This window comes from Rhodococcus sp. IEGM 1406 (assembly GCF_030056745.1).
Taxonomy (GTDB): domain Bacteria; phylum Actinomycetota; class Actinomycetes; order Mycobacteriales; family Mycobacteriaceae; genus Rhodococcus_F; species Rhodococcus_F erythropolis.
Genome location: NZ_JASHKO010000005.1, coordinates 317,019 through 341,629, shown reverse-complemented (window position 1 = coordinate 341,629; position 24,611 = coordinate 317,019). Strand labels below are relative to the sequence as shown.

Below are 24,611 nucleotides of genomic sequence, written 5' to 3'. Positions count from 1 at the left end.
GCGTCTTCACGGCAGTTGCGCGATAACTGTTTCAGCACCGATCGTGCGTTGTCCCGGCTCGACCAGGAGTGTGGTTCCGGCGGGGAAATACGTGTCGACGCGTGAGCCGAAACGGATCAGTCCGTACGTGTCGCCGATCGGCAGGACGTCACCGACACCGGCGTAGCAGACGATGCGGCGCGCGAGCAGTCCCGCGATCTGGACAACCGCAACGTCGTGACCATCGGCGGTTTCGATCAGCATGCTGTTGCGCTCGTTGACCTCGCTGGCGTCGGCGAGATCTGCGGAGAGGAACTTGCCTGCCTGGTGAACGACCTCTTTGACCGTTCCACCGACAGGGCTGCGCTGGACATGCACGTCGAGAACAGACAGGAAGATGCTGACGCGCGGGCGCGGCTCGCTTCCGAGATTGAGCTCGGCGGGCGGAACGGCGTTGTCGACCAACGCCACCTCGCCGTCGGCGGGCGCGACGACGACGCCGATGCGGTTCGGCGGCACCCGGTGCGGGTGACGGAAGAACGTGGCGCATGCGGCGGCGGTGGTCAGACCGGCTCGGCGCACCCACTTACGGTTGCGGCCTAGAGCTGCAACTCCCAGCGGGGCCAGCACGAACGGCAGGCCGGCGGGATGAAGTGGCGGAATCGCATGGCGAACCAGATCGACGATATGTCCGATCCCGGTGGGTTGCGGGGTTCCGGGGGGTGTGGGTCGGCGTGCCACAGGCTCCTCTAACTACTCGGTAGGTCTTCTGCTGGTCGCACTGACAGTACGGGGTGGTAGAGCATCCATAGATTACGTGAACGCCTTCTCTCCTACAGGCTGTAGTGGCATCAAGTACGAGTAGTACCCGACACAGTCGCCGGTGCGTATCGCCAGCGGCAGCGCCGCACCGCTTACTCGGATCACCAGTTGCCGCCCCGGTTGGGCTGCGGCGGCGTCGCGCAGTCGCTGTCGGTCGACCAGTACTCGGAACTGTTCACGGGGATCCATTCCGCCCGGATTCACCCGTGCACCACCGTCTTCGCCGACGCTGACGACGGCGCTGTCCTCGGTGCCGTTGAGCAGGGCGGCAAGTTGGTTGCCGCTCAGTTCGACGGCGTCGTTGTGCTCGCGCAGGATTCGGTGATCGGGGAACTCGCCGTCCTCGATCAGCGGGCTGGACACCTCACCTCCCGGATACGACGCAGTCACCGTGCGCGCGGAGAAAGTCAGCGTCACGACGCCGGCGACATCGCGCAACAATCGCGCGAAGGCCACGGGAACGACAGCGGACACCGTCAGAGCGGAGTGAACTTTCACCTCTGCGACCGCGAGCCGGAACTGATCAGTGGTGACAAACGCAGCGACGCCGTCGTGAATGTCGAGGTGGACGCCGCGAAGTATCGGGAACTCCGATTCCTCGTTCACGGCGAACAGCACGGCGTCGAGTGCGCGTCGTAGATCCCACGAGTCGATGTCCACGCCGCCGGAGGCAGGTAGCGAATCGATCAGCCGGTGAATTCGCCCCAGTTCGGCGCGGGCGTCGGCGAGACCGTCCTCGAGGTTGCGCAGATGGGCGTCCAGGCACGAATGCGGTTCCGGCCCGGTCAGGACGGCCATCATGTCGCGGATCGGAACACCGACGCGTCGCATACCGGCGATCATGCGGGCGTCGCGGAGCTGATCGTCGGTGTACCAGCGGTAACCGGTGTGCGGATCGACGGAATGCGGGACGAGCACGCCTTCCTTGTCGTAGAACCGCAGAGCGCTGATCGGGAGCGCCGACGCCCGGGACATCTCGCCGATCGTCAAGAGGGCGGAACTAGTGGTCACGGATCAATTCTGCCCGCAGTCGCTCGATAGCGCCCCTGATCATCCGGCCGTAACCGTCGTCGGCGAGTGTGCCGACCGACGCCTCGGCCTTCGTCAGATGCTCGACGGCCTCGGTGTCGCGTCCGAGTTTGCGGTAGTCGGCAGCCAGGTTGAGGTGCAGCGATGGATAGAAACCGGCGACCTGCAGCGATGCGTGGTGTTCCTGGGCTCGCGCGTCGGTCAACGAATCGGCAGCGTCGAGGGCGCGCAGGTCCCAGCAGAGCTCCTGAGCCGGATCGTCTTGAACGTCGGCCATGTAGTGCGCGAGGGAGACGATGTGGAGCGCATCGGGGGCGGCGCTGATCTCTTCCCACATCTTCTCGAACGCAGAGCGAGCCCCGGCTCGATCGCCGGAGCTCGCCAATTCTTGTGCCTGCGCTATCTGTGTCATCACGGGATCCATGGAACGGATCCTGATGCCTCGACCAGGTCGAGGGTCAAGCAGCGGTGCGTGCAGCCGCCTCGGCCTCGCTCTTCACACGCTTCAATGTGGCATTCATGCCTTCGACGAGCTCGACCTCGAAGTCGGCGTTTCCGCCCAGGACGGTCTTGACGAGGAACTGCGAGACCTTCGACGTTCCGGTGGGAGCCTCGCGACGCTCGGTCACTTTGGTGCCGGTAGCGGTCGGCTCGAGTTCGTAGGACCAGATCGTGCGGTTCTCCGCGATGCGGAACGCCACCGACTTGTTGGGCTCGAAGCGAACGACCTTCGACGACGTCGGCCAGACCAGCAGGCCCTTGCGGTTGACGTTGATCGTCTTGGCGCCCTCACGCACGGTCCCGCCGATTACCTTCATCACCTTGCACTGGGGGCTCCATTCGCCCATGCGCTGCAGGTCGGCGACGATTGCCCACACGTCCTGCGGTGATGCGTCGATGTCGATGCTTGCTTCGAGGGTGTTGGACACAGTCTCTCCAGTCGAGTTGATGCTACGTAAAGTTACAAACACTTTTGTCGATCGTAAGCGATCCGTCAATGGACCATGTGTGTCAGGTCACTGTACGGCCGTCCAACAGGGTCGTGCGGGAACACGCGCGGTGGTAGCGGACAATGGTTCGCGCACGTATGACGATCCATCCGACTGGAGTACCGAGAAGTGAACAGCGACGCCGCGACGCAGGATGGCCTCAAGCGAGGGCTGACAGCGCGCCATATCCGCTTCATCGCCCTCGGATCAGCCATCGGAACCGGACTGTTCTACGGCAGCGCCGAGGCCATCAAACGAGCCGGCCCGTCGGTGCTCCTGGCCTACCTGATCGGCGGTATCGCGGTCTACCTGGTGTTGCGAGCGCTCGGCGAGATGGCGGTCCGTAACCCGGTTTCCGGTTCGTTCAGCGAGTACGCGAACAAGCACCTCGGACCACTCGCCGGTTTCATGACCGGGTGGACGTACACGTTCGAGATGGTGATCGTGTGCCTCGCCGACGTCACCGCCTTCGGGCTGTACATGCAGTTCTGGTTCCCGGACGTACCGAGATGGATCTGGGTTCTGGCTGTCGTCTTCTTCATCGGCGCGATAAACCTGTTGAGCGTCAAGGTGTTCGGCGAACTGGAATTCTGGTTCACGCTCGTGAAGATCACCGCCATCATCGCGATGATCGCCGGCGGCATCGCGATCATCGTGTTCGGATTCGGCGTTCACGACACCGATGCCGGAATCAGCCACCTCTGGTCGGACGGCGGGTTCTTCGCGACGGGCTTCGGCGGATTCGTCGCGTGTTTCGCGATCGTCATGTTCGCGTTCGGTGGCACCGAGATCATCGGTATCACCGCGGGCGAAGCCGAGGATCCGGCGCAGACCATCAGGAAAGCCGTCAACACGGTCCCGGTGCGCATCATTCTCTTCTACATCTGCACCCTCGCCGTCATCATGGCGATCATTCCGTGGCAGACCATCAACTCCGACAACAGCCCGTTCGTCCAGATCTTCGAGAACCTCGGATTGGGAACGGCCGCATCGATCCTCAACATCGTTGTCATCACCGCGGCCCTGTCCGCCATCAACAGCGACGTTTTCGGTGCGGGTCGCATGATGTTCGGAATGTCGCATGCCGGTCAGGCCCCGCAGGTGATGAAGAGAGTCTCCGCCAACGGTGTTCCGTGGATGACTGTTGTCATCATGACCGGTGCCCTGTTGGTGGGAGTACTGCTCAACTACCTGATCCCGGACCAGGTGTTCCTCGTCATCGCCTCGCTGGCGACCTTCGCCACCATTTTCGTCTGGATCATGATCCTGCTCTCGCAGTTCCGTTCCCGCGCTCAGATGAGTGCAGACGAAACAGCGGCACTGAAGTTTCCAGTGCCGCTGTGGCCGTACGGTCAGATCTTCGCGATCGTGTTCCTGGCTTTTGTCATCGTGTTGCTCGGCGTCATCGCCGATACCCGAGTTGCGCTGCTCGTCGGTGCCGGATGGCTGGTTCTGCTGACGGGCGCGTACTACAAGTGGGTGAAACCGGCTGTCAGCGCAGCGGATCGAAGTGGCGCATGACGGTCGGCGTCTGAGCGCCGGTCATCGAGTCGGCCACCATCTTTCCGGTCAACGGACCCAGGGCGATTCCCCACATCCCGTGACCACCGGCGACGTGCACCCGCGGCGACTTCGTGGCTCCGATCAACGGCAAGCCGTCGGTAGTGCACGGTCGTGATCCCACCCATTCCTCTTCCCGCGCAGTCCAGTCGATGCCGCTGAGCATCGGCTTGGCCGCATCGATGATCGCCTGCACGCGGCGTGGATCCAGCGGCGCGTCAGGGCTGCGGAATTCCATCATTCCGGCCACTCGGAAGCGATCGTGCAACGGAGTGCATGCGACGCGCTGGGTGGGGAAATACACAGGGTTCTTGGGGAGGTGCTCGGGCTTGACACTGAAGCTGTATCCGCGTCCGGCCTGCACCAGTTTGCGCACACCGAACGGTGCTGCGAGCTTGTTCAAGCGGGCACCGCTCGAGATGACCACGGCGTCGCCGTCGCGTGAATCACCGTGTGCACTGCGAACAGTGACTCCGCCGACCCGATCGTCGATCTGCGTGACGTCGAAACCGCTGACGATTTCTCCACCGCGTTCACGAACCGCGTCCGCCAACGAGTTCACGAACAACGGGGGATCGATGAAACGCTGATTACGCAGACGCAAACCGGCTTTCACACCCTGGCCGAGTGAAGGCTCGAGCGAGTGAATCGCGTCGTAGTCGAGGAGGTCGAAGTCGACCTCGCCGCCCGCGGCCTCGACGTGATGGAACTCGTCCACCAAAGTCTGTCGGTCCTTCTCGGACGCAAACGCGGCGAGGAAAGGATCGGCCAGGCGGGTCAGCTCTTTGACGCCACCGTCGGCGAGTTCGTCGTACGCGCCCAAGGCTGTTCGGTTGACCTCGGTGTAGACCGACATCGCTTCCTGCCACTTCGACGGCGTGCAGTGGCGCGCGAACCCGACCAGGAACCGAATCAGCTTCAGATCGGTGGTCAGTGGCACGTACACCGGGGACGACGGGCTGAGCATCGCGCGCAAGCCGTATTGGAGCACTGCGGGTTCGGGCAGCGGAAGCGTCAATGCGGGGGCAAGCCAACCGGCGTTGCCCCAGCTCGCGTCGGCTGCGACGCCGTTGCGATCGACGACGGTGACCTCGACTCCACGTTCCTGCAAGAACCAGGCCGTCGACAATCCGACAACACCCGCACCGACCACGACCACACGATCGGGGCTTTGACGAGTTCCCATGACGCACTCCTTCTACAGACTCTGCTCGAACCGAGACGCCGGTCACATCCGGCTCTTCTCTCAAGCATGAATCGCAGGGGTGGCAAAAGGACTGGCCGTTCGGCCACAGCTTCGGGGAATGCGTTGTGCGAGTGCACAGCCCTCGCTTGGGAAGCGAATCACAGTGAGTCGGTTCGTGAATGCACTGGAACTTTTGAATTAATACTAAAGTATTAACCATCTCTGGAATGAGCTGCGTTGTTAATACTTTAGTATTAATGTTTCGCTGAATGTTAGTTCCTTGGTATTAGTCGCGTGCAAATCCTCGATGTAAGTGGGGTCGCCGTTTCAAGTTGTCGAGAGATTTCTTTCAAAAACTGTTACAAGTTCTAGTAATTGAGGTATGGTGACGGTCATCACATAAGCGGCAAATCGTGAATGGCTTTCAATCGTCGATCAGCTGTTCCAACTTACCGCTCGGTGTGAGCATCCAGTGGAATTGGTGCTACCAAACCAGCTGATTGGAGGTGGTTTCTCACGGTCGGACGTCATCTTTTTCGGAATCGAGACATGATTCCCGGGTGATGTCGTATCGCTAATCTCCGTTGTCAAGATTTCGGTCGTGCATCGGTAGTGAACAAATCCTATCGTGCTGCGCACGGCCTCAAAGACTTCCCCTTCGCCGCGAAACTTCCGGTGATGCGGAGGCTGTCAATGCAGTAGTTCAACTTTGCTCGAACTGCGTTTTGGCAGGAAGTGCTATCAACGCTATAAACCGATCCCGAAAGGGAATGAGGAGTAGAAGATATGCATGTTTCAACGGCAAAACGTACGGTGGCCGCTCTAGCAGTAGTAACTGCTTCGGCGGGCATGGTATTCGCAGCAGTTGCACCGGCGTCGGCAACTGCAGGTACGACGGTGACGAGCTATAACCAGGCGTGCCGCGCTGTAAGTGTTGGGCAGACCGTGGATCAGGTAGTTCCAACCTCGGTCACGGCTAACCACGTCACTGTGAATGCCACGCCCGGGGTAAATTCATACACCCTTCAGCCCGGTTCAGCGACGACACCCAGCAGTTCTGGCGTCTCGGGTGTCACATTCCTCGGCATTGATGACGTCAGGCTTGTCTACCGCTATGACCCAGCGACGTTCGTCGCAGGATCGGCCGCACTGGTGGCCGGTTCCGGTTCGGGCTACACAGGCACGGTCACTCTCACCGATACCGGATCGCAACTGATCGTGGACGGTGCGGATGTCGGCGTAGGCGTGACATACCAGCTTCCGAAGATTAGTTTCCAAACTCGGAACAGTGCGTTGGACGTGAAGTTCGACACTCAGGGCACCGCGGCCCAGATGTATAACTTCTCGGCGAATTACTTCCGTTTCACATCGAAGGCGTCAGTGCCTATCTTCGGGACAGTCAGTGCGCCGACCTCATGCATTCCCGCCAATGCGGTGGGTGCGACCGGTAGTTACCCGGCACTGAATTCGGGTGCGGGCGTTCTGCATCCATAGTCAATCCGGACCCCGGTGATTAGCAGCGCTGCCTGACACCCCACTCAGGCAGCGCTGTTTTGCGTAGTCTTGTGCGTGAGTGCCAGAAGTGTGTGCCGGGAGGCGCTTCCAGACCATGTGGATGCGAGTTACGTGCAGAATTACCCGCTCGACAAGAATCCCGACCTACCGCAGTGGTAGGCCGGGCTCGTAATGTCTTGGTGAATAAGGGATCAGGATGCGATGACGGTCGAGTTGCTCTCGAGCTCACGCGTCTTTGCGGCTTCCTTCAGTTCCTCGAAACTCGCGCGAAGCAACTCCAGGTAGTGGCCTAGATCTGGCATCGTTGCGGCGTCTGCAATAACGTTGAGCGTTAGGTTGCCGCCACTCGCAGCTACCATGAAGTGCCGCAGCCCGTCACCGTCGACCGGTGCTTGATTAGCGAGTACGGCAGTGCCAGTTGCCCCGTTCAGGGTCAGTCCGTTGACCGAGAGCGGAATGTTACTCACCATCGTGTGCTGATACCGCGGCCCATCCGGGCTGTAGTCGTCATGGTGACGTGAATATGCCATCAACCGCGCTATCGGAGCGGGTAGGGTCTCCAACACTGTGCTCATCCGCCGGACCGCTGTGTGGGACGTACGGGCCTTCTCCGAGCGTGCAGACCCTGCGATGAGAGCGAGTCTTTTCAGCGGATCCGTGATCGTGGTGTGCATGTTCACGGACAGATTCACCAATTGGTTTGCGGACTCCCACTCCTCTTGCTTGCGCATGGACCGCGGAACCATCGCGAACAGAGAACCTCGAGGCGCTTCGCTCTTCTCGGTAAGGTATCGCGCCATCGCGCAACCGACCACAGCCAGAAGGACGTCGTTGACAGTCGCTCCGGGGACTGCGTTCTTCACATGCCGAACCTCGTTGCCTGCGAGGATGATCGGCTCCACCAATGCCGACCCGCTTACCTTGCAGTTGAAGCGGGTGCTAGTACTTTCGTAGATGCACTCGTCCCATTCTCCACCACTCTTCGCCTCGACTACCGCACGGGCAGCAGCCCGATTGCCCGGAATGCTCTTGGCGAACTGGATAAGTTGGCCGGGGAAACTCAGCGCTGATCGCGTGAAGAGACGTCCCCGTAGGAACCGTATTGCAGGTGCTGATTTCCTCGGCCGTTGCGCATCCGAAAATATGGCTTCACCCAGCATTCGGATCGCGATTCCGTCGGCCGCGCTGTGATGAGACTTGAGCACAACCGCCGTCAGCCTGCCGGGTAGAGCGTCAAGCCCCTCGATCCCCGTGAAAAAGTGCAGTTCCCACGGTGGGCGGCTGAGATCCATTCTCGAGGTCAGCAGGGCGCTGAGCATTTCTTGAAATGGTGCCCAACCCGGCTCGGAAATCGCGTTGACCCGCACGTGGTCGCCCACATCCAGGTTGGGGTCTGGAACCCAGTACGGATGGCCGAGTCCCAGTGGCGTGTGCTGGATTCGGTGGGTGAACATGCGATTGTGTCCGAGCCTGGCGGTGACCCAATCGACGGCTTGCGCCTGCGTGAATTCTGCGGCTGGGTGCTGAGATGTTTCGAAGAAGTACACGCCGACCAGATGCTTCAGGTGGCCGGCGGACTCGTTGTAGACGAAGTCCGCGTCTCGCGGATTCACCTGTGTGACAGCCGCATCCAGCAGGTTGGGCAGTCTCATGTCGAACTCCTCACGTGGCGGGTGCCGGATCAAAGTGTCCGTGCCCCGGAACTCTCGTGGCCCGGAACTCTCGTGCCTGGAAAACTCTCGTGCTTGGAACGCGAAATGACCCCCGAGGCGAATTGGAGCCTCGGGGATCATCGAAGTTCAGAGTAGAGAAGTTGCACCAGAGAATTTACTTCTGCAGAATGGTACTTCCCAGGCCGGTCAACTCTATGGTCCCAGTAGCCCAGGCGATCAAACTGGTGATATATCTTTGCAGCATTGTAAATCACCTTTCCTTAGAGCGGCGTCGGCGTGTACGCGGACAGGGTGTTGAGATACTTCGCGAACGTACCTACTAGGTCGATTGAGCCAAATCCCACCAGATCCGACAGATAGCTCATTGAAAGATCGAACATTATTGTCTCCTCTCCCGACTACGGGGCAACGGTCGAGCCGAGGGCGGTCTGAATGCTTCCACCAATACCTGCAGAACCGCTAGCCATTAGGTTGATGGCTGCGGAGATAGACTTGAAGATGCCGTCGACTATTGCCTGCACATAAACGAACGGGGGAAGCAATGATTGCGAATCAATGCTCGTGACTGCGTCGATGATACTTGCTGTATCCACTATGCTAACGCTCCTTGCGGTAGATTTTTATCACGGTAGGAAATTCTGTTGAAGTCAGCCGAGTGGGGGTTGCCAGTCGAAGTCGACTGACGCCATGGAGCCTCTGTATACGAGCAATGAAATGATCTGCAAAATTATCGGTTCCTTGAGGTAAGGCACCATCGATCCTAGATCCATCGTTTACTCCTGTCGTTGGGTGATGTTCTGAAATGGATCAGGGTTGCGATGAGCCGGTCTCGATTAATCCGGCTAGCGAGCCGGTGGCGCCCTCGATGCCGGGCACTAGGGATCCGCTCCATACATTGTCCAGTAATCCGGTGAACAACGCAGCCGTTGCTTGAAGGAACATTGCGATCATATGAAGTTCCATCCTTTCGATAGATCTGGAAGACTTTTTGTACATCGGCGCATGCTTGTTGCATTCCACAAAGAGCAGGTTCGACTAGTGCACGGACCCTTGCGATCGTTCTGCTAAGAGATCCGTGTGGCGTTCGGGGTCTTATGTGGCGTGACGAGAATGAGGTTAGCTCGAGCAAGTCCACTTTGACTAGGAATTTGTAGAACCAAACTGAAACGTGTTTCATTTATGCTGGTCAGGCAACCAAAATGGCCTATTTGGGCCGTGAGAGGAAGATCTTGCGGAACGCTAACCAGATTGCAAGATTGATGATTGCCGAATTGCTGGGTTTTGGGAATCGTGGCCGGTAATTATGACTTTTGGCGGACTGGTCGTTAATACTTTTGGGTGATATTTTGTCGAATACCTCCCAAAGTGGAGCGGCACGGGAGATGCTCCGATACCTTCTTCGCCGGCTCAGGAACTTCGTAGTTTGAACTGAAGCATCAGGATCAGTCGAGTGTCCGCGTCGCTCAGGTCAACCCCGCACATCTCCTTGCAGCGGCGTAATCGATTGCGGAGAGTGTTGGGGTGAACATGCAATGCTGCGGAAGAACTCGCGACATCACCGCCCTTGTCGAGGAAGGTGTGGGCCGTTGCGACGAGTTCGCTTCCATGTCGACGGTCGTACCCTTCCAGGGCGTGCATAGGTGTGGCGGTGCTCAGTCCGTCGAAGATGTCGGCAACATGTAAGGCCAGTACCGACGCCAAGGTGTCGTTCATACCCGCGACAATCCCGCCGGACCGGTTGTGTCGCAGCGCGCCCAGAACATGGTCGGCGTCGGCGCGTGACAAATGGCATTCGCTGGCTGATTTCACGGTGCGGCCCACCGCAACGGCAAGTTGTGCTCGTGTGCGGGCGCGGCTGAGGAAGTCCTCCAACAGTCGGCGGGCGTTCGCTTCGTCAGCGGCGACAACAAGGTACGTCGAGTCGATCAACTGTGCGATCACGGCGTCGACGGCCAGAGTGTCCAGGTACAAGCTCAAGGAGGCGACCAACCCCGCCGGCAGTGGTCCCGCGACGGTTCCGACGGCGACGACGGTGAGCGGGCCTGCCAACCGCAAGTCGTCTGCGGCGCGGAATGCGGGTTCGCCACCGCCGATCAATGCTTGGACGCGCTGGGATTGGCGACGGCGTGTGCTGTCGACCCGGTCACGCTCCGAGGCGATTCTCCCGGCCACGACAGATACCGCGGAACGAAGTATCGATTCCTGTGTGGGCGTCGGTGATCCGGCCAGTGCGACCCAGATCGAGCCGACGGGGTGATCGTTCTCGCGAACTGCGATAACCAGTCGCGGCGTGATCGAGGGGTCTTCGAGGTCGACGTAGATGGGATCGCTCTCTCGGTGAAGCCGATCGAATACTCCTGCATCGGAGAGTAATTGGCGGAATCGGCTGGGTACCTGCCGACCGAGGATCGTGCCGATGCGAGCTTCGTCCACGGCCTGCTCGCCGCCGGAGTACGCGAGAACCGTCGAGTTCTCGTCCTCGATCGTGACGGGAGCGCCGAGCAATTCGGCCAGAGAACCGGCGACGGAGAAGAGGTCGTCGTCGCGCAGGTCCATGGGTGGGAGCCTACTGAGCGATCGACGGATTTCGGGTTTCGACGCCTCGGCAGGACCTCGATGGCGAATATAGGCTGGTGCAATGGCCGACATCGAAGGTGTTCTGTTCGATATCGACGGAGTCCTGCTCACGTCCTGGCAGCCGATCGAGGGAGCAGGGGAAGCAGTACGCGAAGTTCGGCGGCGCGGATTGGCCTGTGGGTTTCTGACCAACACCACCTCGCGCAGTTCGACACTCATCGCGCAGGGGTTGTGCGACGCCGGTATCGAGGTGGAGGCGAGCCAGATAGTTACTGCCGCCAGGCTCACGGGGGAGTACGTGCGGGCGACGTACCCGGACGCGAGGGCGTGGGTACTCAATCACGGTGACGTGTCCGCCGATCTCGAGGGAATCGAATTCGACGACGCCGATCCCGAGGTCGTGATTCTCGGCGGCGCCGGCCCGGAGTTCACCCACGAGGCGCTGAGCAGAGTGCTCGAACTACTGCTCGCCGGAGTGCCCGTCGTCGCGATGCACCGCGGGATGATGTGGGAGACGTCAGGTGGCCTTCGAATCGACACCGGAACGTACTTGCCCGGCTTCGAGGAAGTGGCGGGTGTAAATATCGCCGCGGTGGGTAAACCGTCTCTCACGGGGTTCCTTACAGCCACGGAGCTGATGCATGTCGAACCTGAGGCGACGGTGATGGTCGGCGACGATCTGATCGGGGACGTCCTCTCCTCACAGCGGGTCGGCCTGACCGGAGTTCTGGTGCGCACAGGCAAGTTTCGGCAAACAGTGCTCGACCTCTCGGTTCAGAAGCCCGACCACGTCATCGATTCGGTCGCGGATCTTCCGGCCCTTCTCGGGGTCGTCCTCGAGGCTTGACCAGGCGGGGGTGACGGACTTCACTCGAGCGGGTACTCTCGCGCCCGAATCCAATGAACTTGTTCCACGAAGGAGTTTCTATGCCCTTGATCTCGTCAGTCTGGTTCCGCCGCTCATCCTCTCGAGTCAGCGGAATTTCCAGTAGTCGGTTGGGGGGCCGCCTGGCGAGAACAGGGGCTGTGATGACTGTAGGTATGGGGCTCGCCGCCGGGCTGGCACTGACCGGTGCGGGAGCTGCTTCGGCAGCCCCCGTCACGTGTGTCTCGCCGCCGTCGGCCAATGACATCCAGGTCTCAGAGACCGCGAGCTGCGGCGCGCAGTCCGTCGGAGCCGGCCGTTCGCAGGCCGGTGCTGCCGAGAGCGGTACGGCAGTGAGCGTTGCCGCCGACAACGGCTACTCCAATTCATATGCAAACGGATTCGGAACCGCGCTGGGGGCTTCTCGCGGTAACGGTCAGGCGCAGGCATTCGCGCTCGGCGGCGGTATCGCGCGGGCCGGGGCGGCTGACGGAAATGTCACCTTCGCCATCGCCGGTTACGGGGCGGGCGCGACGGCCGATGCCAACGGCGTCGACTGCGTCGGAGTGCTCTCGTTTGCGGTCAATTTGAGTAACGGACAGTTCTGCATCGCGGGCTGAGGCTCAACCTTGCACTCGGCACGCTCGAGTGCTAAAAATGCAGTTGGCACTCGCGAACCGTGAGTGCCAGGTCGAGGCAGTGAGACCGGGAACCATAGACACCCCCGGTCGTCCGTCGCGGGCACTGACTAGACCACAGGCGTAGATGGGTGACCAGGCAAATCGGTCGCCCGTGTAATGAGGTGACCGGTCAAACGGTCGCCTTGTGCCGATGAGGTGACCCGACGAGCGGTCACCTTGTGTGTCACCCCCTATCCGGAGGATCACTTCGCAATGGCAAAGATCATCGCGTTCGACGAAGAGGCACGTCGTGGCCTCGAGCGAGGCCTCAACGCCCTCGCCGACGCTGTCAAGGTGACGTTGGGCCCCAAGGGTCGCAACGTCGTTCTCGAAAAGAAGTGGGGCGCCCCCACGATCACCAACGATGGTGTTTCCATCGCCAAGGAGATCGAACTCGACGACCCGTACGAGAAGATCGGCGCCGAGCTCGTCAAGGAGGTCGCCAAGAAGACTGACGACGTCGCTGGCGACGGCACCACCACCGCTACCGTTCTCGCACAGGCACTGGTCCGTGAAGGTCTGCGCAACGTCGCAGCCGGCGCGAACCCGCTCGGCCTCAAGCGCGGCATCGAGAAGGCTGTCGAGGCTGTCACAGCTCGCCTGCTCGAGACCGCCAAGGAGATCGACACCAAGGAGCAGATCGCTGCTACCGCCGGTATTTCCGCCGGTGACCCGTCCATCGGTGAGCTCATCGCCGAGGCTATGGACAAGGTCGGCAAGGAAGGCGTCATCACGGTCGAGGAGTCCAACACCTTCGGCCTGCAGCTCGAGCTCACCGAGGGCATGCGCTTCGACAAGGGCTACATCTCGGCGTACTTCGCCACCGATGCAGAGCGTCAGGAAGCCGTCCTCGAAGACGCGTACATCCTGCTCGTCAGCTCCAAGATCTCCACGGTCAAGGACCTGCTGCCCCTGCTGGAGAAGGTCATCCAGTCCGGCAAGCCGCTCCTGATCATCGCCGAGGACGTCGAGGGCGAAGCTCTCTCCACCCTCGTGGTCAACAAGATCCGTGGCACCTTCAAGTCTGTTGCCGTCAAGGCTCCCGGCTTCGGTGACCGTCGTAAGGCTCAGCTCGCCGACATCGCCATCCTCACCGGTGGCGAGGTCATCAGCGAAGAGGTCGGACTCTCCTTGGAGACCGCAGGCCTCGAGCTCCTCGGCCAGGCACGCAAGGTCGTCATCACCAAGGACGAGACCACCATCGTCGAGGGTGCCGGCGACGCCGACGCAATCGCCGGTCGTGTCAGCCAGATCCGCGCCGAGATCGAGAACAGCGACTCGGATTACGACCGTGAGAAGCTGCAGGAACGTCTGGCCAAGCTGGCCGGCGGCGTTGCAGTCATCAAGGCCGGCGCTGCTACCGAGGTCGAGCTCAAGGAGCGCAAGCACCGCATCGAAGATGCAGTGCGTAACGCAAAGGCAGCCGTCGAAGAGGGCATCGTCGCCGGTGGTGGCGTTGCACTTCTCCAGGCAGCTCCCGCACTGGACGACCTCAAGCTCGAAGGTGACGAGGCAACCGGCGCGAACATCGTTCGCGTTGCACTGTCCGCTCCGCTCAAGCAGATCGCATTCAACGCAGGCCTCGAGCCCGGCGTTGTTGCGGACAAGGTCTCCAACCTGCCCGCAGGTCACGGCCTCAACGCTGCGACCAACGAGTACGGCGACCTGCTCGCTGCAGGCATCAACGACCCGGTCAAGGTCACCCGCTCGGCACTGCAGAACGCAGCGTCCATCGCGGCTCTGTTCCTGACGACCGAAGCCGTTGTCGCTGACAAGCCCGAGAAGGCCGGAGCGCCTGCAGGCGATCCGACCGGCGGCATGGGCGGCATGGACTTCTGAGTCCATCTCCACCTAGCTCCTAGAGCCCGGCCCACCATTCGGTGGGCCGGGCTTTTGCTCGTGCGGGGGAGGCAAGTTTCGATGACTTGGCAGCGGCAGCCGCGATGCAGATTGCGGATTCACCTAACCAAGAGGTTGCCTCCTGATCGATCGGAATCACAGGCACCTTTTCCGATTGCTGGATCCGGTGATACCCAACGATTCCGAGCAGAACCCAGAGGATCGGCATGTCAGCTCGCTACAATTCGGACATTCGTTCAGCGTCGGAATTGAGGGGCATGCATGATCTTTCGGAACTCGTTGCCAGCCGCGGTATCTCAGATGGGGCCGCGAGACGCGGAGTTCGTCTACAACGAGTCCGGCGGACATCTGAGCCACATGGTCTGCGCCTACTTCTTCGACACGACGGGCCATCCGCTCGCAGAGATGACGCACGACGACGCGGTTCGGTGGATCACCGAAAGATTCGGATACTGGCCACTGTTCACGAGTCGACTCCAGCGAGTTCCGCTGGATCTGGACTATCCCTATTGGGTCCCGGCCGATTTCGACGTCGATGATCACGTGCACGTCCATCGTGCCCCGGTTGCCGGTTGGGCGCCGGTTCGTGAATTGCTCGGGTGCTCGCTCGGTGAGCCGATGGACTTGTCCCGGCCGCCCTGGGAGTTGCACGTCATGACCGGAGTGCACGGGATCGACGAGCTACCGGGCAATCTGACGCTGATCATGCTCAAGACCCACCACGGGGCCGGTGACGGTCTGGCGATCCGCGATCTGACCAACCTTCTGTTCTCCGGTCCGCCGAAGCCGGAGACGAAGCGTGTCGGTTCGGGGCTTTCGTCGCTGGATTTGATCGGGCGCACGGTCGTGGGTTTGCCCGGCCAGGCGATCCGTTTCGGCCGGGGTCTGTCCGTGACAAAGGTTGCGGCCGAGACGGTTCGGGAGGCGGAAGAGGCCGGAGAGCTGCCTACGTACTCGGCCGACCGCCTGCCGACCCGATTCAACGGCATGCTGGGCGGAGACATCACGATCGATTTCCTGACGCTGGACGGCGCAGACATCAAAGCGATCCGAGCGGCCGTTCCGGACGTGACGGTCAACGACATCTTCCTGACCGTCGTCGCCGGCGCTCTCGACGCATACCTGTCGGAGAAGGGCGAGAAATCAGGCAGTGGGTTGGCGGCGATGGTTCCCCGATCGATGCGGCAGATCGCCGAATGGGAATCGGCCAACCAACTGGCGCTGTTGACGGTCGATCTGCACACGGACGTCGAAGATCCGGTCGAGCGGCTGACACGAATCAGGGATTCGGCGCTGATGGCAAAGGGGCGGAGTTTGCACCCAGCCGTCCGTCGATACGGCACACGCATCGAAACGTCGCCCGCGGCTCTGCTCAGACTCACCGGTCTCTCGCGTCGGATCAACAAGCTTGACCCTTCGCACAAGGTCATTCAGAACACGACGATCAGCAATGTCCCGGTATCGGTCGACGGCAATGTCTTCGAAGGTGCGCCGGCGGTGGCAGTTCTCGGTGGGCAGGCGCCGGTCGACGGAGACATTCTGCGCCACTTCCTCATTGCTGCGCGTGGAGGTTCTCTGACGCTCAATGTCATCGTCTCGCGAGAGACGATGCCGGATATCGAGCACTACATCGAATTATTGCGGGTGGGGTTCACGACGCTTCTGCAGGCAGTTTCCGACCAAAATCGTGAGTTGGTCGAACGATAATCTCTCGACACCCCCGGCTTTACGCCGCCTGTCATTCCCTGAGTTTTCGGATTGGCGTCATTTCCTCGTCCCAAGTGAACCACTGAACGTCTAATGGAGAACGTCATGCTTGAAGGGGCCGTCGCGGACGCTGCCGGCTCGGTCGATGCGATCATCGGTCAGGATTGGGCCGCGTCAGTGGCCTGGCCGTCAAGTAGATTGTCGATTTCGGGGCCTGCTCGTGTTGGCGCGTAGGCCCCGAAATACCTTTTGTCGGCGCGTAATTCTCGCCATGTGAATTGCCGGAATTCTCACCCTAATGGCATGAGCATCCAGGCGGCGAGATATACCAATGCCGCGGTTCCACCCGTGCAAATAGCGGCGATAACGGCGAGTAGACGGACAAGATTGACGTCGGCGCCGAAGTAATCTGCAATCCCGCCGCACACTCCGGCGAACATTTTCTTGTCGTTGGAACGGGTGAAGGGGCGAGGTGTGTTGCTTTCGAATGTCATGCTTCAATTCTGAAGCGAGATCGCATCAGGAACCATCGGGGACGACCCCCATCTGCACCCTGATCTTTTGAGCCCGTCGTGTCATACCCCGGTAGTTCATCCCAGCTTCACCGAACGGTTGCTGCGGGAGACTAACTTGTCGGCGGTGACCGATTTAGCAGAACGCCGACCGTTCCTCAGCGCCTTCGCGGATCTCTCGACCGCCGTCGATCTGGCCGACACCGCCGCCTTCACCGTCGACGACAATGACGACGACGATCCGGTGCTGCTGACGTCGCCGGACGGTTTCGAGGTCGACACCTGGCGGGAGGGCTACCCGTACGACGCACGGATGCCTCGGGACGAGTACGAAATGTCCAAGCGTCTGCTGCAGATCGAACTCCTCAAGCTGCAGAACTGGTCGAAAGAAACCGGCGCACGGCACGCCATCGTGTTCGAAGGACGCGACGCTGCCGGCAAGGGCGGAACGATCAAACGATTCATGGAGCACCTCAATCCTCGTGGCGCTCGCGTCGTCGCGCTGGAGAAGCCGTCGGCTCGCGAGTCGACGCAGTGGTACTTCCAGCGCTATGTGCAGCACCTTCCCGCAGCCGGGGAACTGGTGATGTTCGATCGGTCTTGGTACAACCGGGCCGGGGTCGAGCGGGTCATGGGCTTCTGCACCGACGAGGAGCACGAGCGTTTTCTGCGCCAGGTGCCGTTGTTCGAGCAGATGCTCGTCGACGACGGCATCAGCTTGATCAAGTTCTGGTTCTCGGTTTCACCGCTGGAGCAGCGCACGCGGTTCGCGATCAGACAGGTCGATCCCGTTCGGCAGTGGAAGCTTTCGCCGATGGACATCGCTTCTCTGGACAAGTGGGATGCGTACACGGCGGCGAAGGAAGAGATGATTCGGTTCACCGATACCGACACCGCTCCGTGGACCGTCATCAAGAGCAATGACAAGAAACGCGCGCGGATAAACGCGATGCGTCACGTGCTCAGTCAGTTCGATTACGACAACAAGGATTACGAGATCGTGGGTACTCCGGATCCGCTGATCGTGGGAAGCCTCGAATAGTCGGCGCGTGGGCTCTGCCCATCCGCGGCGTGGGTGGTTAGTGTGAGTTGAATGGAGACCGTACCGATCCAACTCCCCGACGGCACCGTGACCCCGATCCGTCTGTTTCCCGGACCGAACGACGACGCACCCGTGGTGGTGATGTTGCCCGGGCTCGGAGTTCCCGCCGGGTTCTACGATCCGGTGGCGCAGGCCCTGGTCGAAGCCGGCTTCAATGCGGCCATCGGTGAACTGCGTGGCCAAGGTGACAGCAAACCGCGCCCGAGCGCGTCGAGTGTTTTCGGATATCAGGAACTGGTCTCGATCGATTGTCCGGCGACGTTCGAGGTGGTGCGTGAGCGGTTTCCGGCCAGCACACCATTTCTGATGGGGCACAGCATGGGCGGCCAGATCGGGGTCATGTACGCGTCCAGGATTCGGGGCCGGCTCGGCGGACTGATCCTGGTTGCCTCCGGATCGCCGTATCACCGCGGATTCCCCGGAATCCGTGCGCCCGGACTCTATCTGGGTTCGTCCGCGATGTCGGTGACAGCCAACATTGCCGGCTTCTGGCCTGGAGACCGGGTCAACGTCGGCGGCTTCGGTCGACAGTCGAAAGTACTGATCACCGATTGGGCCCGGTTCGCCAGGACCGGTCGCATGGAACCCGTCGGTGCGGATATCGACTACGAGGAGCGGATCGCTCGCCTGACCTTGCCGGTTCTGTCGATCACGATCGAAGGGGACGATCTCGCTCCACGCCGGTCGGCAAAGAACCTGGTGGACAAGCTCTCCGGGGCCCAAGTGACGATGACGCACATCGACGAACCACTCGGTCACAACGGTTGGATACGCAATCCCACCGCTGCGAGCGAGCGCGTCGTCGCGTGGTTGCGCGACCGCTGAAAGATCAGCCGAGCTTCTGCCAGAGGAACTCGTAGGTCAGCGCGGTCTTGAAGGCCAGCTGAACATTGTCCGCGGCGCCGCCGTGGCCACCCTCGATGTTTTCGAAATACAGCACCGGCTTTCCCAGCTCTTCCAGCCGTGCGGCCATCTTGCGGGCATGTGCGGGGTGGACGCGGTCGTCGCGGGTGGATGTCGCGATCAGGATCGGTGGGTACGACGCGGCGGCGTCGAGGTTCTGATACGGCGAGTACTCCGAGATGAATGCCCACTCCTCGGGGACATCGGGGTCACCGTATTCGGCCATCCAGGAAGCGCCGGCCAGTAGGAGATGGAATCGGCGCATGTCCAGCAGCGGGACCTGGCAGACGATGGCGCCGAAGAGTTCGGGGTACTTGGTCAGCATGATGCCCATCAGCAGGCCGCCGTTGCTTCCGCCCTGAGCTGCCAGAAGATCCGGGGTCGTGATTCCGCGTTCGACGAGGTCTCTCGCGACGGCAGCAAAGTCTTCGTGCACCTTGTGGCGCCCGGCCTTGAGAACCTGTGTGTGCCAACCGGGTCCGTACTCGCCGCCACCACGAATGTTCGCAACCACATAGGTTCCGCCCTGCGTCAGCCAGGCACGGCCCAGAGAACCGCTGTACGACGGTGTCAGCGAGATCTCGAATCCGCCGTACCCGTAGAGCAGGGTGGGGCCGGGCTCGCTACGCGGACTGCGCACCACGAAGTACGGAACTTGGGTGCCGTCGGCAGAGGTGGCGAAGAACTGCTCCGTGGTGATGCCCTCGGCGTCGAAGAACGAGGGAGCCTGCTTGAGGGCAGTGGGTTCGGTTTCGCCGATCACGCCGTGTAAAAGAGTTGCAGGGGAGGTGTATCCACTCGAGTTGACGAAGTATTCATTGCTGACATCGGGGTCGGTGTCGAGAATTTCGATACTGGTCAGTTCTGGAAGCCCTTCGAAAGGTCGATCCTCCCAGCCGTTTTCGCCCGGCGTCAGGATTCGCAGCGTCGTGCGCACGTCGGTCAGGACCACCAGAATCAGATGATCGCGTGTCCAGGTGTAGTGCTCGAGCGAGGAATGTGCGTCGGGTTCGAAGATCGATGTCAGTGCTCGTGAGCCGGCAAGGAAATCGTCGTAACGGATGGCAAGCAGTGCGCCGGTCGGATATTCGGTGTCCTCGACGGACCACACGGACTTGGTGCGGATCAACAACCACTCGTGGTGAATCGAGATCCCGGCGTCCTCGGGGACGTCCACGAGCACCAGTTCACCGTCGGGGCGAACTTCGAAATGCTGAGAGTTGTAGAAATCGACCGAGCGAGTGACGAAGTCCCGTTCGAACCCGGGCGTCGGATCGTGCGAAGCCGAGATGGCCACGTCCGTGGCCTGGCCCTCGTAGACGGTCTCGGCGCTGGAGAGGGGAGTGCCGCGCTTCCACCGCTGGGCCAGACGGGGATATCCGGAATCGGTGAGCGACCCTGGTCCGATATCCGTTCCGACGTAGACGGTATCGATGTCGATCCAGTCGATGTCGGTCTTGGCCTCGGGAAGGTAGAAGCCGGGATTCTCGCCCTCGGGAGCGAGGAACTCACGCTTGTCGATGTCGAACTCGCGAACGACCGCCGCGTCTGCCCCGCCGCGGGAGAGGCTGATCAATGCACGGTTGCGGTGTGGCCGTAGAAGTTGCGTGCCCTTCCAGACCCAGTTCTCGCCCTCGGCCTCGGCCAGGGCGTCGAGGTCGACCAGGACGTCCCATTCCGGGTCGTCGGTGACGTACTGATCGAACGTCGTGCGTCGCCACAATCCGCGAACGTGGGTGCTGTCGCGCCAGAAGTTGTAGAGGAACTCACCTCGACGGCGGACGTAGGGGATTCGCGCGTCGGTATCGAGGATCTCGCGCACGTCGCTCTGCAGTCGATCGAAGCGCTCGTTGTCGGTGAGCTGCTCCTCGGTCACGGCATTGTGCTGACGGACCCAATCGAGTGCAGACTCACCGGTCACGTCTTCGAGCCAGAGGTAGGGGTCGTCGCCGGTGGTGGGCTGCTGATCGGAAGTCATACGTCCATTCTTACTGCTCGCTCCCGACAGCACTCGACCCCGCTCCCGAAACACTGGAGCGGGGTCGAGTGAGAACGAATCGGGTCAGACGCCCAGGGAGTGAGCGAGCATCGGCCAGGAGTTGTGGAGATCGTCCTGCCAGTAGCCCCACGAGTGGGTGCCGGTCGGCTTGAAGTCGAAGGTGGCCGGGATCTTCAGATCGCTCAGGCGGTAGGCGAGGTTGTGGGTGCAGTAGTTGACCGCTGCCTCGATGACGCCGCCGACGATCGCCTGGTTGGCGAGCGCACCGACCTGACCGTTGATCGCGGGGTTGGCGAGAGTGTCGTGTGGGCCGGGGAGTCCCGAGCCGGTGGAGACGTAGAGTTCGGTGCCGCGGAGCTTCTCGGCGTTGAGGACTGGATCGTTGTCCTTCCAGCCCTGGCCGTCGAGGGGGCCCCACATGTTGGTGATGTCAGCTCCGCCGCGGGTACCTGTGACAAGTTCGATCGCACTCTGACCGACGGGGGTGCTGGTCTCGGCGCATCCGCTGTATGCACCGACGCCCTTGTAGAGGCCGGGAGCTGCGATGGCGAGGTTGAGGACCGAGGTCGCGGTCATGGAGATCGCGGAGATCGACTGGACCTTGTTGGTGTTGAACTCGGCGTCGATGACGGGCGGGAGTTCCTTGGTCAGGAACGTCTGCCACTTCTGGCGACCGAGAACCGGATCGTCGTTCACCCAGTCGGTGTAATAGCTGAACGCGCCTTCGAGTGGAGTGACGACGTTGACGTTCTTGTCCTGGAAGAAGTTCATGACGTCGGTCTTGCGTTGCCAGGTCGCCGAGTCTTCGCCGCCGCCTGCACCGTTGAGCAGGTAGAGCGTCGGGCGGGGTTCGCTGCCATCTGCGGGGAGGATGACCTCGAGCGGGATGTTGCGATCCATCGCCGGGGAGAAGACCGAGATGGTGACCTTGCGGTCGCCGGTCTTGGTGTTGCTCACGACGTGCGATCCGGACGTGTCACCGCCCGCAGAAGCTGTCGCCGGACTGATCAGCATCGGCAGCACCGTGGCCACTGCGAGAGCTGCGATCACACTGCCACGCTTGAAAATTCGAGCACGCATACGTTCGGATCCTCCACCTGAATGTCTTCGGATCCGGAACGGATCGAAGTGCCTGTGAGCCCTTACTGGAACAGGTTCACTTTTTGTTATGTGTCAGTAAAGCAGAGCGGGCGCAGAAAGTGACGCGATTCGATTGCCTGACAATTGAATTGGCCCCGGAATTAACCCCCGAATTAACCCCCGAATCGGCCCAGACAAGCACTCGACCCCGCTCCCGGAAGTGCAGGGAGCGGGGTCGAGTCGGAACGATTTCGGTCAGATGCCCATCGAACGAGCGAGCATCGGCCAGGAGTTGTGGAGATCGTCTTCCCAGTAGCCCCACGAGTGGGTGCCGGTCGGCTTGAAGTCGAAGGTGGCCGGGATCTTGAGATCGTTGAGGCGGTAGGCGAGGTTGTGGGTGCAGTAGTTGACTGCTGCCTCGATGACGCCGCCGACGATCACCTGGTTGGCGAGTGTGCCGACCTGTCCGTTGATCGCCTCGTTGTTCAGGGTGTCGTGCGGGCCGGGGAGTCCGGAGCCGGTGGAGATGAAGAGCTCGGTGCCGCGGAGCTTCTCGGCGTTGACGACGGGGTCGTTGTCGATCCAGCCCTGGCCGTCGAGGGGGCCCCACATGTTGGTCACGTCAGCGTCGCCGCGCATGCCCACAACCAGTTCGATGGAGGACTGGCCGACCGGTGTGCTGGTCTCGGCGCATCCGCTGTATGCACCGACGCCCTTGTAGAGGCCCGGAGCTGCGATGGCGAGGTTGAGGACCGAGGTCGCGGTCATCGAGATCGCGGAGATCGACTGGACGCCGTTGGTGTTGAACTCGGCGTCGATGACGGGCGGGAGTTCCTGGGTCAGGAACGTCTGCCACTTCTGACGGCCGAGGGACGGGTCGTCGTTCACCCAGTCGGTGTAGTAGCTGAATGCACCTTCGAGCGGGGTGACGACGTTGACGTTCTTGTCAGCGAAGAACTCGTTGACGTCGGTCTGGCGCTGCCACGTCGCCCGGTCTTCGCCGCCGCCTGCACCGTTGAGCAGGTAGAGCGTCGGGCGGGGTTCGCTGCCGTCTGCCGGGAGGATGACCTCGAGCGGAATATCGCGTTCCATGGAAGGGGAGTACACCTTGATGGTGGCGATGCGCCCGTTGTCCGTGCGGCTCGAGAGCTTGGAACCCGTTGTGTTTGCCTTGGCAACAGTTGCCGTGGTGGTCGACGGATCTCCGCCTGCGGACGACACGGCAGGGCTGATCAGCATCGGCAGCACGGATACTGCGGCTACAGCGGCGACCAGACGGCCACGCTTGAAAGTGCGAGCACGCATACGTTCAGAAACCTCCACCTAAAATTCCTTCGAATCCGCCCAGGAGTGAACGGTCCTTTGTTGCTGTTCCCGTACGGGAATTCATGCTGGGTACATGCTCTGTCGATAGGTACAGGGCGTGTGAGTCTTGTAAGTTCTACCGCATCGGTGCGTTATCCGCCAGTGAACCAGAGATTTGCTGAACGTACGACCAGTTTCAGGTGAATTTCCCTGATCATCGACGGGATTAGTGAGTGAACCGGACATATCCACTATGGGAACAACATTGTTGCCTACCTCTGCAGTCGAACGCGTCTGTCGAAGATCTTCTCCGATATCAGCGCCCAGCGGGGAGTTACGTTTCGGTGAACGTCGGTTACTCGCCGCAGACTCGCGCGGACTCGACGGCAATCGCCAAGAGTTTCGCGTGGCAGGCGCGGGTCGAGTTCCCGGAGATCACCCCTGTCTTCAGCGTCGACGGCGTCGTGGAGATTCAGGAGTCCGGCGGAATCGCCCTGGCCTTCGACCTGGAAGACTCGAATCCGCTGGAGGGAGACCTGGCCAACGTCTCGTACTTCTACGACCTCGGAGTCCGCTCGATGTTGCCGACGTATAACTACATGAACGCTGCCGGCTGCGGCTGCTTGGACCTGGCGGACACGGGGTTGAGTGGATACGGCCGTGACCTGGTTGCCGAGATGAATCGCGTCGGAATGACGGTCGACGGCTCACATTGTTCGGTACAGACGGGGTTGGACATCTCAGCTATCACCCAGCGAGCAATGATCTACAGCCACTCGAATCTCCGAAGGTTGTGGGAGCATCGGCGCAACATCACCGACGATCAGGCCAGAGCGTGTGCGGAGACCGGCGGCGTAATCGGGGTCAACGGCGTGGGCATATTCCTCGGCGTCAACGGACCGGATGACGACCAGACTCGGCTGTCCGCGATGGCCGACCACATCGAAGAGGCTGTGGGACTCGTCGGCATCGATCATGTCGGGATCGGCTCCGACTTCTCCTTCGACGCCGATGACTTCCGCGAAGAGATCGAGCAGAACCCGTCGTCGTTCTCCGAGGCGTACACCGCGTGGGGGCCACTGCAGTGGACTCCTCCGGAGGACGTGCTGACACTTGATCAGGTATTGCGTGACCGGGGCTTCGACGAGCCGTCGATCGAGGCCGTGTACGGCGGAAATTTCGCCCGAGTTGCCCGAGAAGTGTGGGCTACCGACGGGTAATGCGACCATCTGGGGACAGCGAAACGATGCAGGACTACCCTGGTGAAT

The 24,611-nt window shown here is 61.1% G+C and carries 21 protein-coding genes; 10 read left to right on the top strand and 11 right to left on the bottom strand.

Annotated elements, in window-relative coordinates; genetic code table 11:
* Positions 1–6: 6 nt before the first annotated feature.
* The 4 genes from QM596_RS23600 to QM596_RS23585 all read right to left on the bottom strand — a co-directional run bounded on the left by QM596_RS23600 (position 7) and on the right by QM596_RS23585 (position 2,759).
* On the bottom strand, positions 7–720 hold the full coding sequence (locus QM596_RS23600; RefSeq protein WP_003941540.1) for a phosphatidylserine decarboxylase: 714 nt from the start codon (positions 718–720) through the stop codon (positions 7–9).
* A gap of 72 nt (positions 721–792) precedes the next feature.
* The gene (locus QM596_RS23595) at positions 793–1,812 is read right to left on the bottom strand and encodes a DNA polymerase III subunit beta family protein (protein WP_283310023.1); all 1,020 of its coding nucleotides are present in this window, start codon (positions 1,810–1,812) and stop codon (positions 793–795) included.
* The gene (locus QM596_RS23590) at positions 1,802–2,254 is read right to left on the bottom strand and encodes a hypothetical protein (RefSeq protein WP_019744481.1); all 453 of its coding nucleotides are present in this window, start codon (positions 2,252–2,254) and stop codon (positions 1,802–1,804) included. Before QM596_RS23590 ends, QM596_RS23595 begins: the two co-directional genes overlap by 11 nt.
* Positions 2,255–2,288: 34 nt before the next feature.
* The gene (locus QM596_RS23585) at positions 2,289–2,759 is read right to left on the bottom strand and encodes an SRPBCC family protein (RefSeq protein WP_283310022.1); all 471 of its coding nucleotides are present in this window, start codon (positions 2,757–2,759) and stop codon (positions 2,289–2,291) included.
* A gap of 189 nt (positions 2,760–2,948) precedes the next feature.
* Between QM596_RS23585 and QM596_RS23580 the strand changes: the two genes are divergently transcribed.
* On the top strand, positions 2,949–4,340 hold the full coding sequence (locus QM596_RS23580) for an amino acid permease (protein ID WP_019744479.1): 1,392 nt from the start codon (positions 2,949–2,951) through the stop codon (positions 4,338–4,340).
* Here the strand turns inward: QM596_RS23580 and QM596_RS23575 are convergent.
* The gene (locus tag QM596_RS23575; protein WP_020906709.1) at positions 4,312–5,565 is read right to left on the bottom strand and encodes an NAD(P)/FAD-dependent oxidoreductase; all 1,254 of its coding nucleotides are present in this window, start codon (positions 5,563–5,565) and stop codon (positions 4,312–4,314) included. The two genes, QM596_RS23580 and QM596_RS23575, sit on opposite strands and share 29 nt — an antisense overlap.
* 786 nt (positions 5,566–6,351) lie before the next feature.
* Here QM596_RS23575 and QM596_RS23570 point away from each other — a divergent pair.
* Positions 6,352–7,059: a hypothetical protein gene (locus QM596_RS23570; RefSeq protein ID WP_147307994.1), complete on the top strand. Its 708-nt coding sequence runs from the start codon at positions 6,352–6,354 to the stop codon at positions 7,057–7,059.
* Positions 7,060–7,271: 212 nt separating this feature from the next.
* Here the strand turns inward: QM596_RS23570 and QM596_RS23565 are convergent, their stop codons facing one another.
* Positions 7,272–8,732, bottom strand: coding sequence for a wax ester/triacylglycerol synthase domain-containing protein (locus QM596_RS23565; RefSeq protein ID WP_283310020.1), 1,461 nt, complete (start codon positions 8,730–8,732; stop codon positions 7,272–7,274).
* 1,428 nt (positions 8,733–10,160) lie between these two features.
* Positions 10,161–11,309, bottom strand: a complete 1,149-nt coding sequence (locus QM596_RS23560) for a PucR family transcriptional regulator (RefSeq protein ID WP_064443504.1) — start codon at positions 11,307–11,309, stop codon at positions 10,161–10,163.
* An 82-nt stretch (positions 11,310–11,391) separates the two neighbouring features.
* Here QM596_RS23560 and QM596_RS23555 point away from each other — a divergent pair, with 82 nt between their 5' ends.
* The 5 genes from QM596_RS23555 (at position 11,392) to QM596_RS23535 (ending at position 16,676) form a co-directional block, all read left to right on the top strand.
* Positions 11,392–12,177 carry an HAD-IIA family hydrolase gene (locus QM596_RS23555; protein ID WP_064443292.1) on the top strand — a complete coding sequence of 262 codons (786 nt, stop codon included), beginning with the start codon at positions 11,392–11,394 and terminating at the stop codon, positions 12,175–12,177.
* An 80-nt stretch (positions 12,178–12,257) separates the two neighbouring features.
* Positions 12,258–12,815 carry a DUF6764 family protein gene (locus QM596_RS23550; RefSeq protein ID WP_019744475.1) on the top strand — a complete coding sequence of 186 codons (558 nt, stop codon included), beginning with the start codon at positions 12,258–12,260 and terminating at the stop codon, positions 12,813–12,815.
* A 273-nt stretch (positions 12,816–13,088) separates the two neighbouring features.
* Complete coding sequence (gene groL, locus QM596_RS23545; protein WP_003941476.1) at positions 13,089–14,714, top strand: chaperonin GroEL; 1,626 nt, start codon at positions 13,089–13,091, stop codon at positions 14,712–14,714.
* Positions 14,715–14,996: 282 nt separating this feature from the next.
* A complete protein-coding gene (locus QM596_RS23540) occupies positions 14,997–16,442 on the top strand; it encodes a wax ester/triacylglycerol synthase domain-containing protein (protein WP_283310018.1) in 1,446 nt (481 codons plus the stop codon).
* A gap of 105 nt (positions 16,443–16,547) precedes the next feature.
* Positions 16,548–16,676: a hypothetical protein gene (locus QM596_RS23535; RefSeq protein WP_256261640.1), complete on the top strand. Its 129-nt coding sequence runs from the start codon at positions 16,548–16,550 to the stop codon at positions 16,674–16,676.
* Between the two features lie 56 nt (positions 16,677–16,732).
* On the opposite strand, the gene QM596_RS23530 is transcribed toward QM596_RS23535, so the two are convergent.
* The gene (locus tag QM596_RS23530) at positions 16,733–16,936 is read right to left on the bottom strand and encodes a PspC domain-containing protein (protein WP_003941534.1); all 204 of its coding nucleotides are present in this window, start codon (positions 16,934–16,936) and stop codon (positions 16,733–16,735) included.
* A 145-nt stretch (positions 16,937–17,081) separates the two neighbouring features.
* Here QM596_RS23530 and ppk2 point away from each other — a divergent pair, with 145 nt between their 5' ends.
* Together ppk2 and QM596_RS23520 are read left to right on the top strand one after the other, a co-directional pair.
* The gene (ppk2, locus tag QM596_RS23525) at positions 17,082–17,996 is read left to right on the top strand and encodes a polyphosphate kinase 2 (RefSeq protein WP_024487730.1); all 915 of its coding nucleotides are present in this window, start codon (positions 17,082–17,084) and stop codon (positions 17,994–17,996) included.
* Between the two features lie 51 nt (positions 17,997–18,047).
* Positions 18,048–18,881 (top strand): alpha/beta hydrolase family protein, encoded by an 834-nt coding sequence (locus QM596_RS23520; RefSeq protein ID WP_283310015.1) that lies wholly within the window; start codon positions 18,048–18,050, stop codon positions 18,879–18,881.
* Between the two features lie 4 nt (positions 18,882–18,885).
* Here the strand turns inward: QM596_RS23520 and QM596_RS23515 are convergent, their stop codons facing one another.
* From QM596_RS23515 to QM596_RS23505, 3 genes are all read right to left on the bottom strand, one after another.
* Positions 18,886–20,937 (bottom strand): prolyl oligopeptidase family serine peptidase, encoded by a 2,052-nt coding sequence (locus tag QM596_RS23515; protein ID WP_283310013.1) that lies wholly within the window; start codon positions 20,935–20,937, stop codon positions 18,886–18,888.
* Positions 20,938–21,021: 84 nt separating this feature from the next.
* A complete protein-coding gene (locus QM596_RS23510; protein ID WP_003941485.1) occupies positions 21,022–22,038 on the bottom strand; it encodes an alpha/beta hydrolase in 1,017 nt (338 codons plus the stop codon).
* Positions 22,039–22,293: 255 nt separating this feature from the next.
* Positions 22,294–23,343, bottom strand: a complete 1,050-nt coding sequence (locus QM596_RS23505; RefSeq protein ID WP_007733735.1) for an alpha/beta hydrolase — start codon at positions 23,341–23,343, stop codon at positions 22,294–22,296.
* A gap of 344 nt (positions 23,344–23,687) precedes the next feature.
* Between QM596_RS23505 and QM596_RS23500 the strand changes: the two genes are divergently transcribed.
* Complete coding sequence (locus tag QM596_RS23500) at positions 23,688–24,563, top strand: dipeptidase (RefSeq protein WP_502943432.1); 876 nt, start codon at positions 23,688–23,690, stop codon at positions 24,561–24,563.
* Positions 24,564–24,611: the final 48 nt, after the last annotated feature.

Excerpts from the sequence above, each read along its gene's own strand:
- QM596_RS23550 (WP_019744475.1), top strand. The coding sequence starts at position 12,258 with ATGCCCTTGATCTCGTCAGTCTGGTTCCGCCGCTCATCCTCTCGAGTC.
- QM596_RS23530 (WP_003941534.1), bottom strand. The coding sequence starts at position 16,936 with ATGACATTCGAAAGCAACACACCTCGCCCCTTCACCCGTTCCAACGAC.
- QM596_RS23570 (WP_147307994.1), top strand. The coding sequence starts at position 6,352 with ATGCATGTTTCAACGGCAAAACGTACGGTGGCCGCTCTAGCAGTAGTA.
- QM596_RS23510 (WP_003941485.1), bottom strand. The coding sequence starts at position 22,038 with ATGCGTGCTCGAATTTTCAAGCGTGGCAGTGTGATCGCAGCTCTCGCA.
- QM596_RS23520 (WP_283310015.1), top strand. The coding sequence starts at position 18,048 with ATGGAGACCGTACCGATCCAACTCCCCGACGGCACCGTGACCCCGATC.
- QM596_RS23535 (WP_256261640.1), top strand. The coding sequence starts at position 16,548 with ATGCTTGAAGGGGCCGTCGCGGACGCTGCCGGCTCGGTCGATGCGATC.
- QM596_RS23560 (WP_064443504.1), bottom strand. The coding sequence starts at position 11,309 with ATGGACCTGCGCGACGACGACCTCTTCTCCGTCGCCGGTTCTCTGGCC.
- QM596_RS23540 (WP_283310018.1), top strand. The coding sequence starts at position 14,997 with ATGATCTTTCGGAACTCGTTGCCAGCCGCGGTATCTCAGATGGGGCCG.
- QM596_RS23575 (WP_020906709.1), bottom strand. The coding sequence starts at position 5,565 with ATGGGAACTCGTCAAAGCCCCGATCGTGTGGTCGTGGTCGGTGCGGGT.
- QM596_RS23590 (WP_019744481.1), bottom strand. The coding sequence starts at position 2,254 with ATGGATCCCGTGATGACACAGATAGCGCAGGCACAAGAATTGGCGAGC.
- groL (WP_003941476.1), top strand. The coding sequence starts at position 13,089 with ATGGCAAAGATCATCGCGTTCGACGAAGAGGCACGTCGTGGCCTCGAG.
- QM596_RS23505 (WP_007733735.1), bottom strand. The coding sequence starts at position 23,343 with ATGCGTGCTCGCACTTTCAAGCGTGGCCGTCTGGTCGCCGCTGTAGCC.
- QM596_RS23555 (WP_064443292.1), top strand. The coding sequence starts at position 11,392 with ATGGCCGACATCGAAGGTGTTCTGTTCGATATCGACGGAGTCCTGCTC.
- QM596_RS23565 (WP_283310020.1), bottom strand. The coding sequence starts at position 8,732 with ATGAGACTGCCCAACCTGCTGGATGCGGCTGTCACACAGGTGAATCCG.
- QM596_RS23515 (WP_283310013.1), bottom strand. The coding sequence starts at position 20,937 with ATGACTTCCGATCAGCAGCCCACCACCGGCGACGACCCCTACCTCTGG.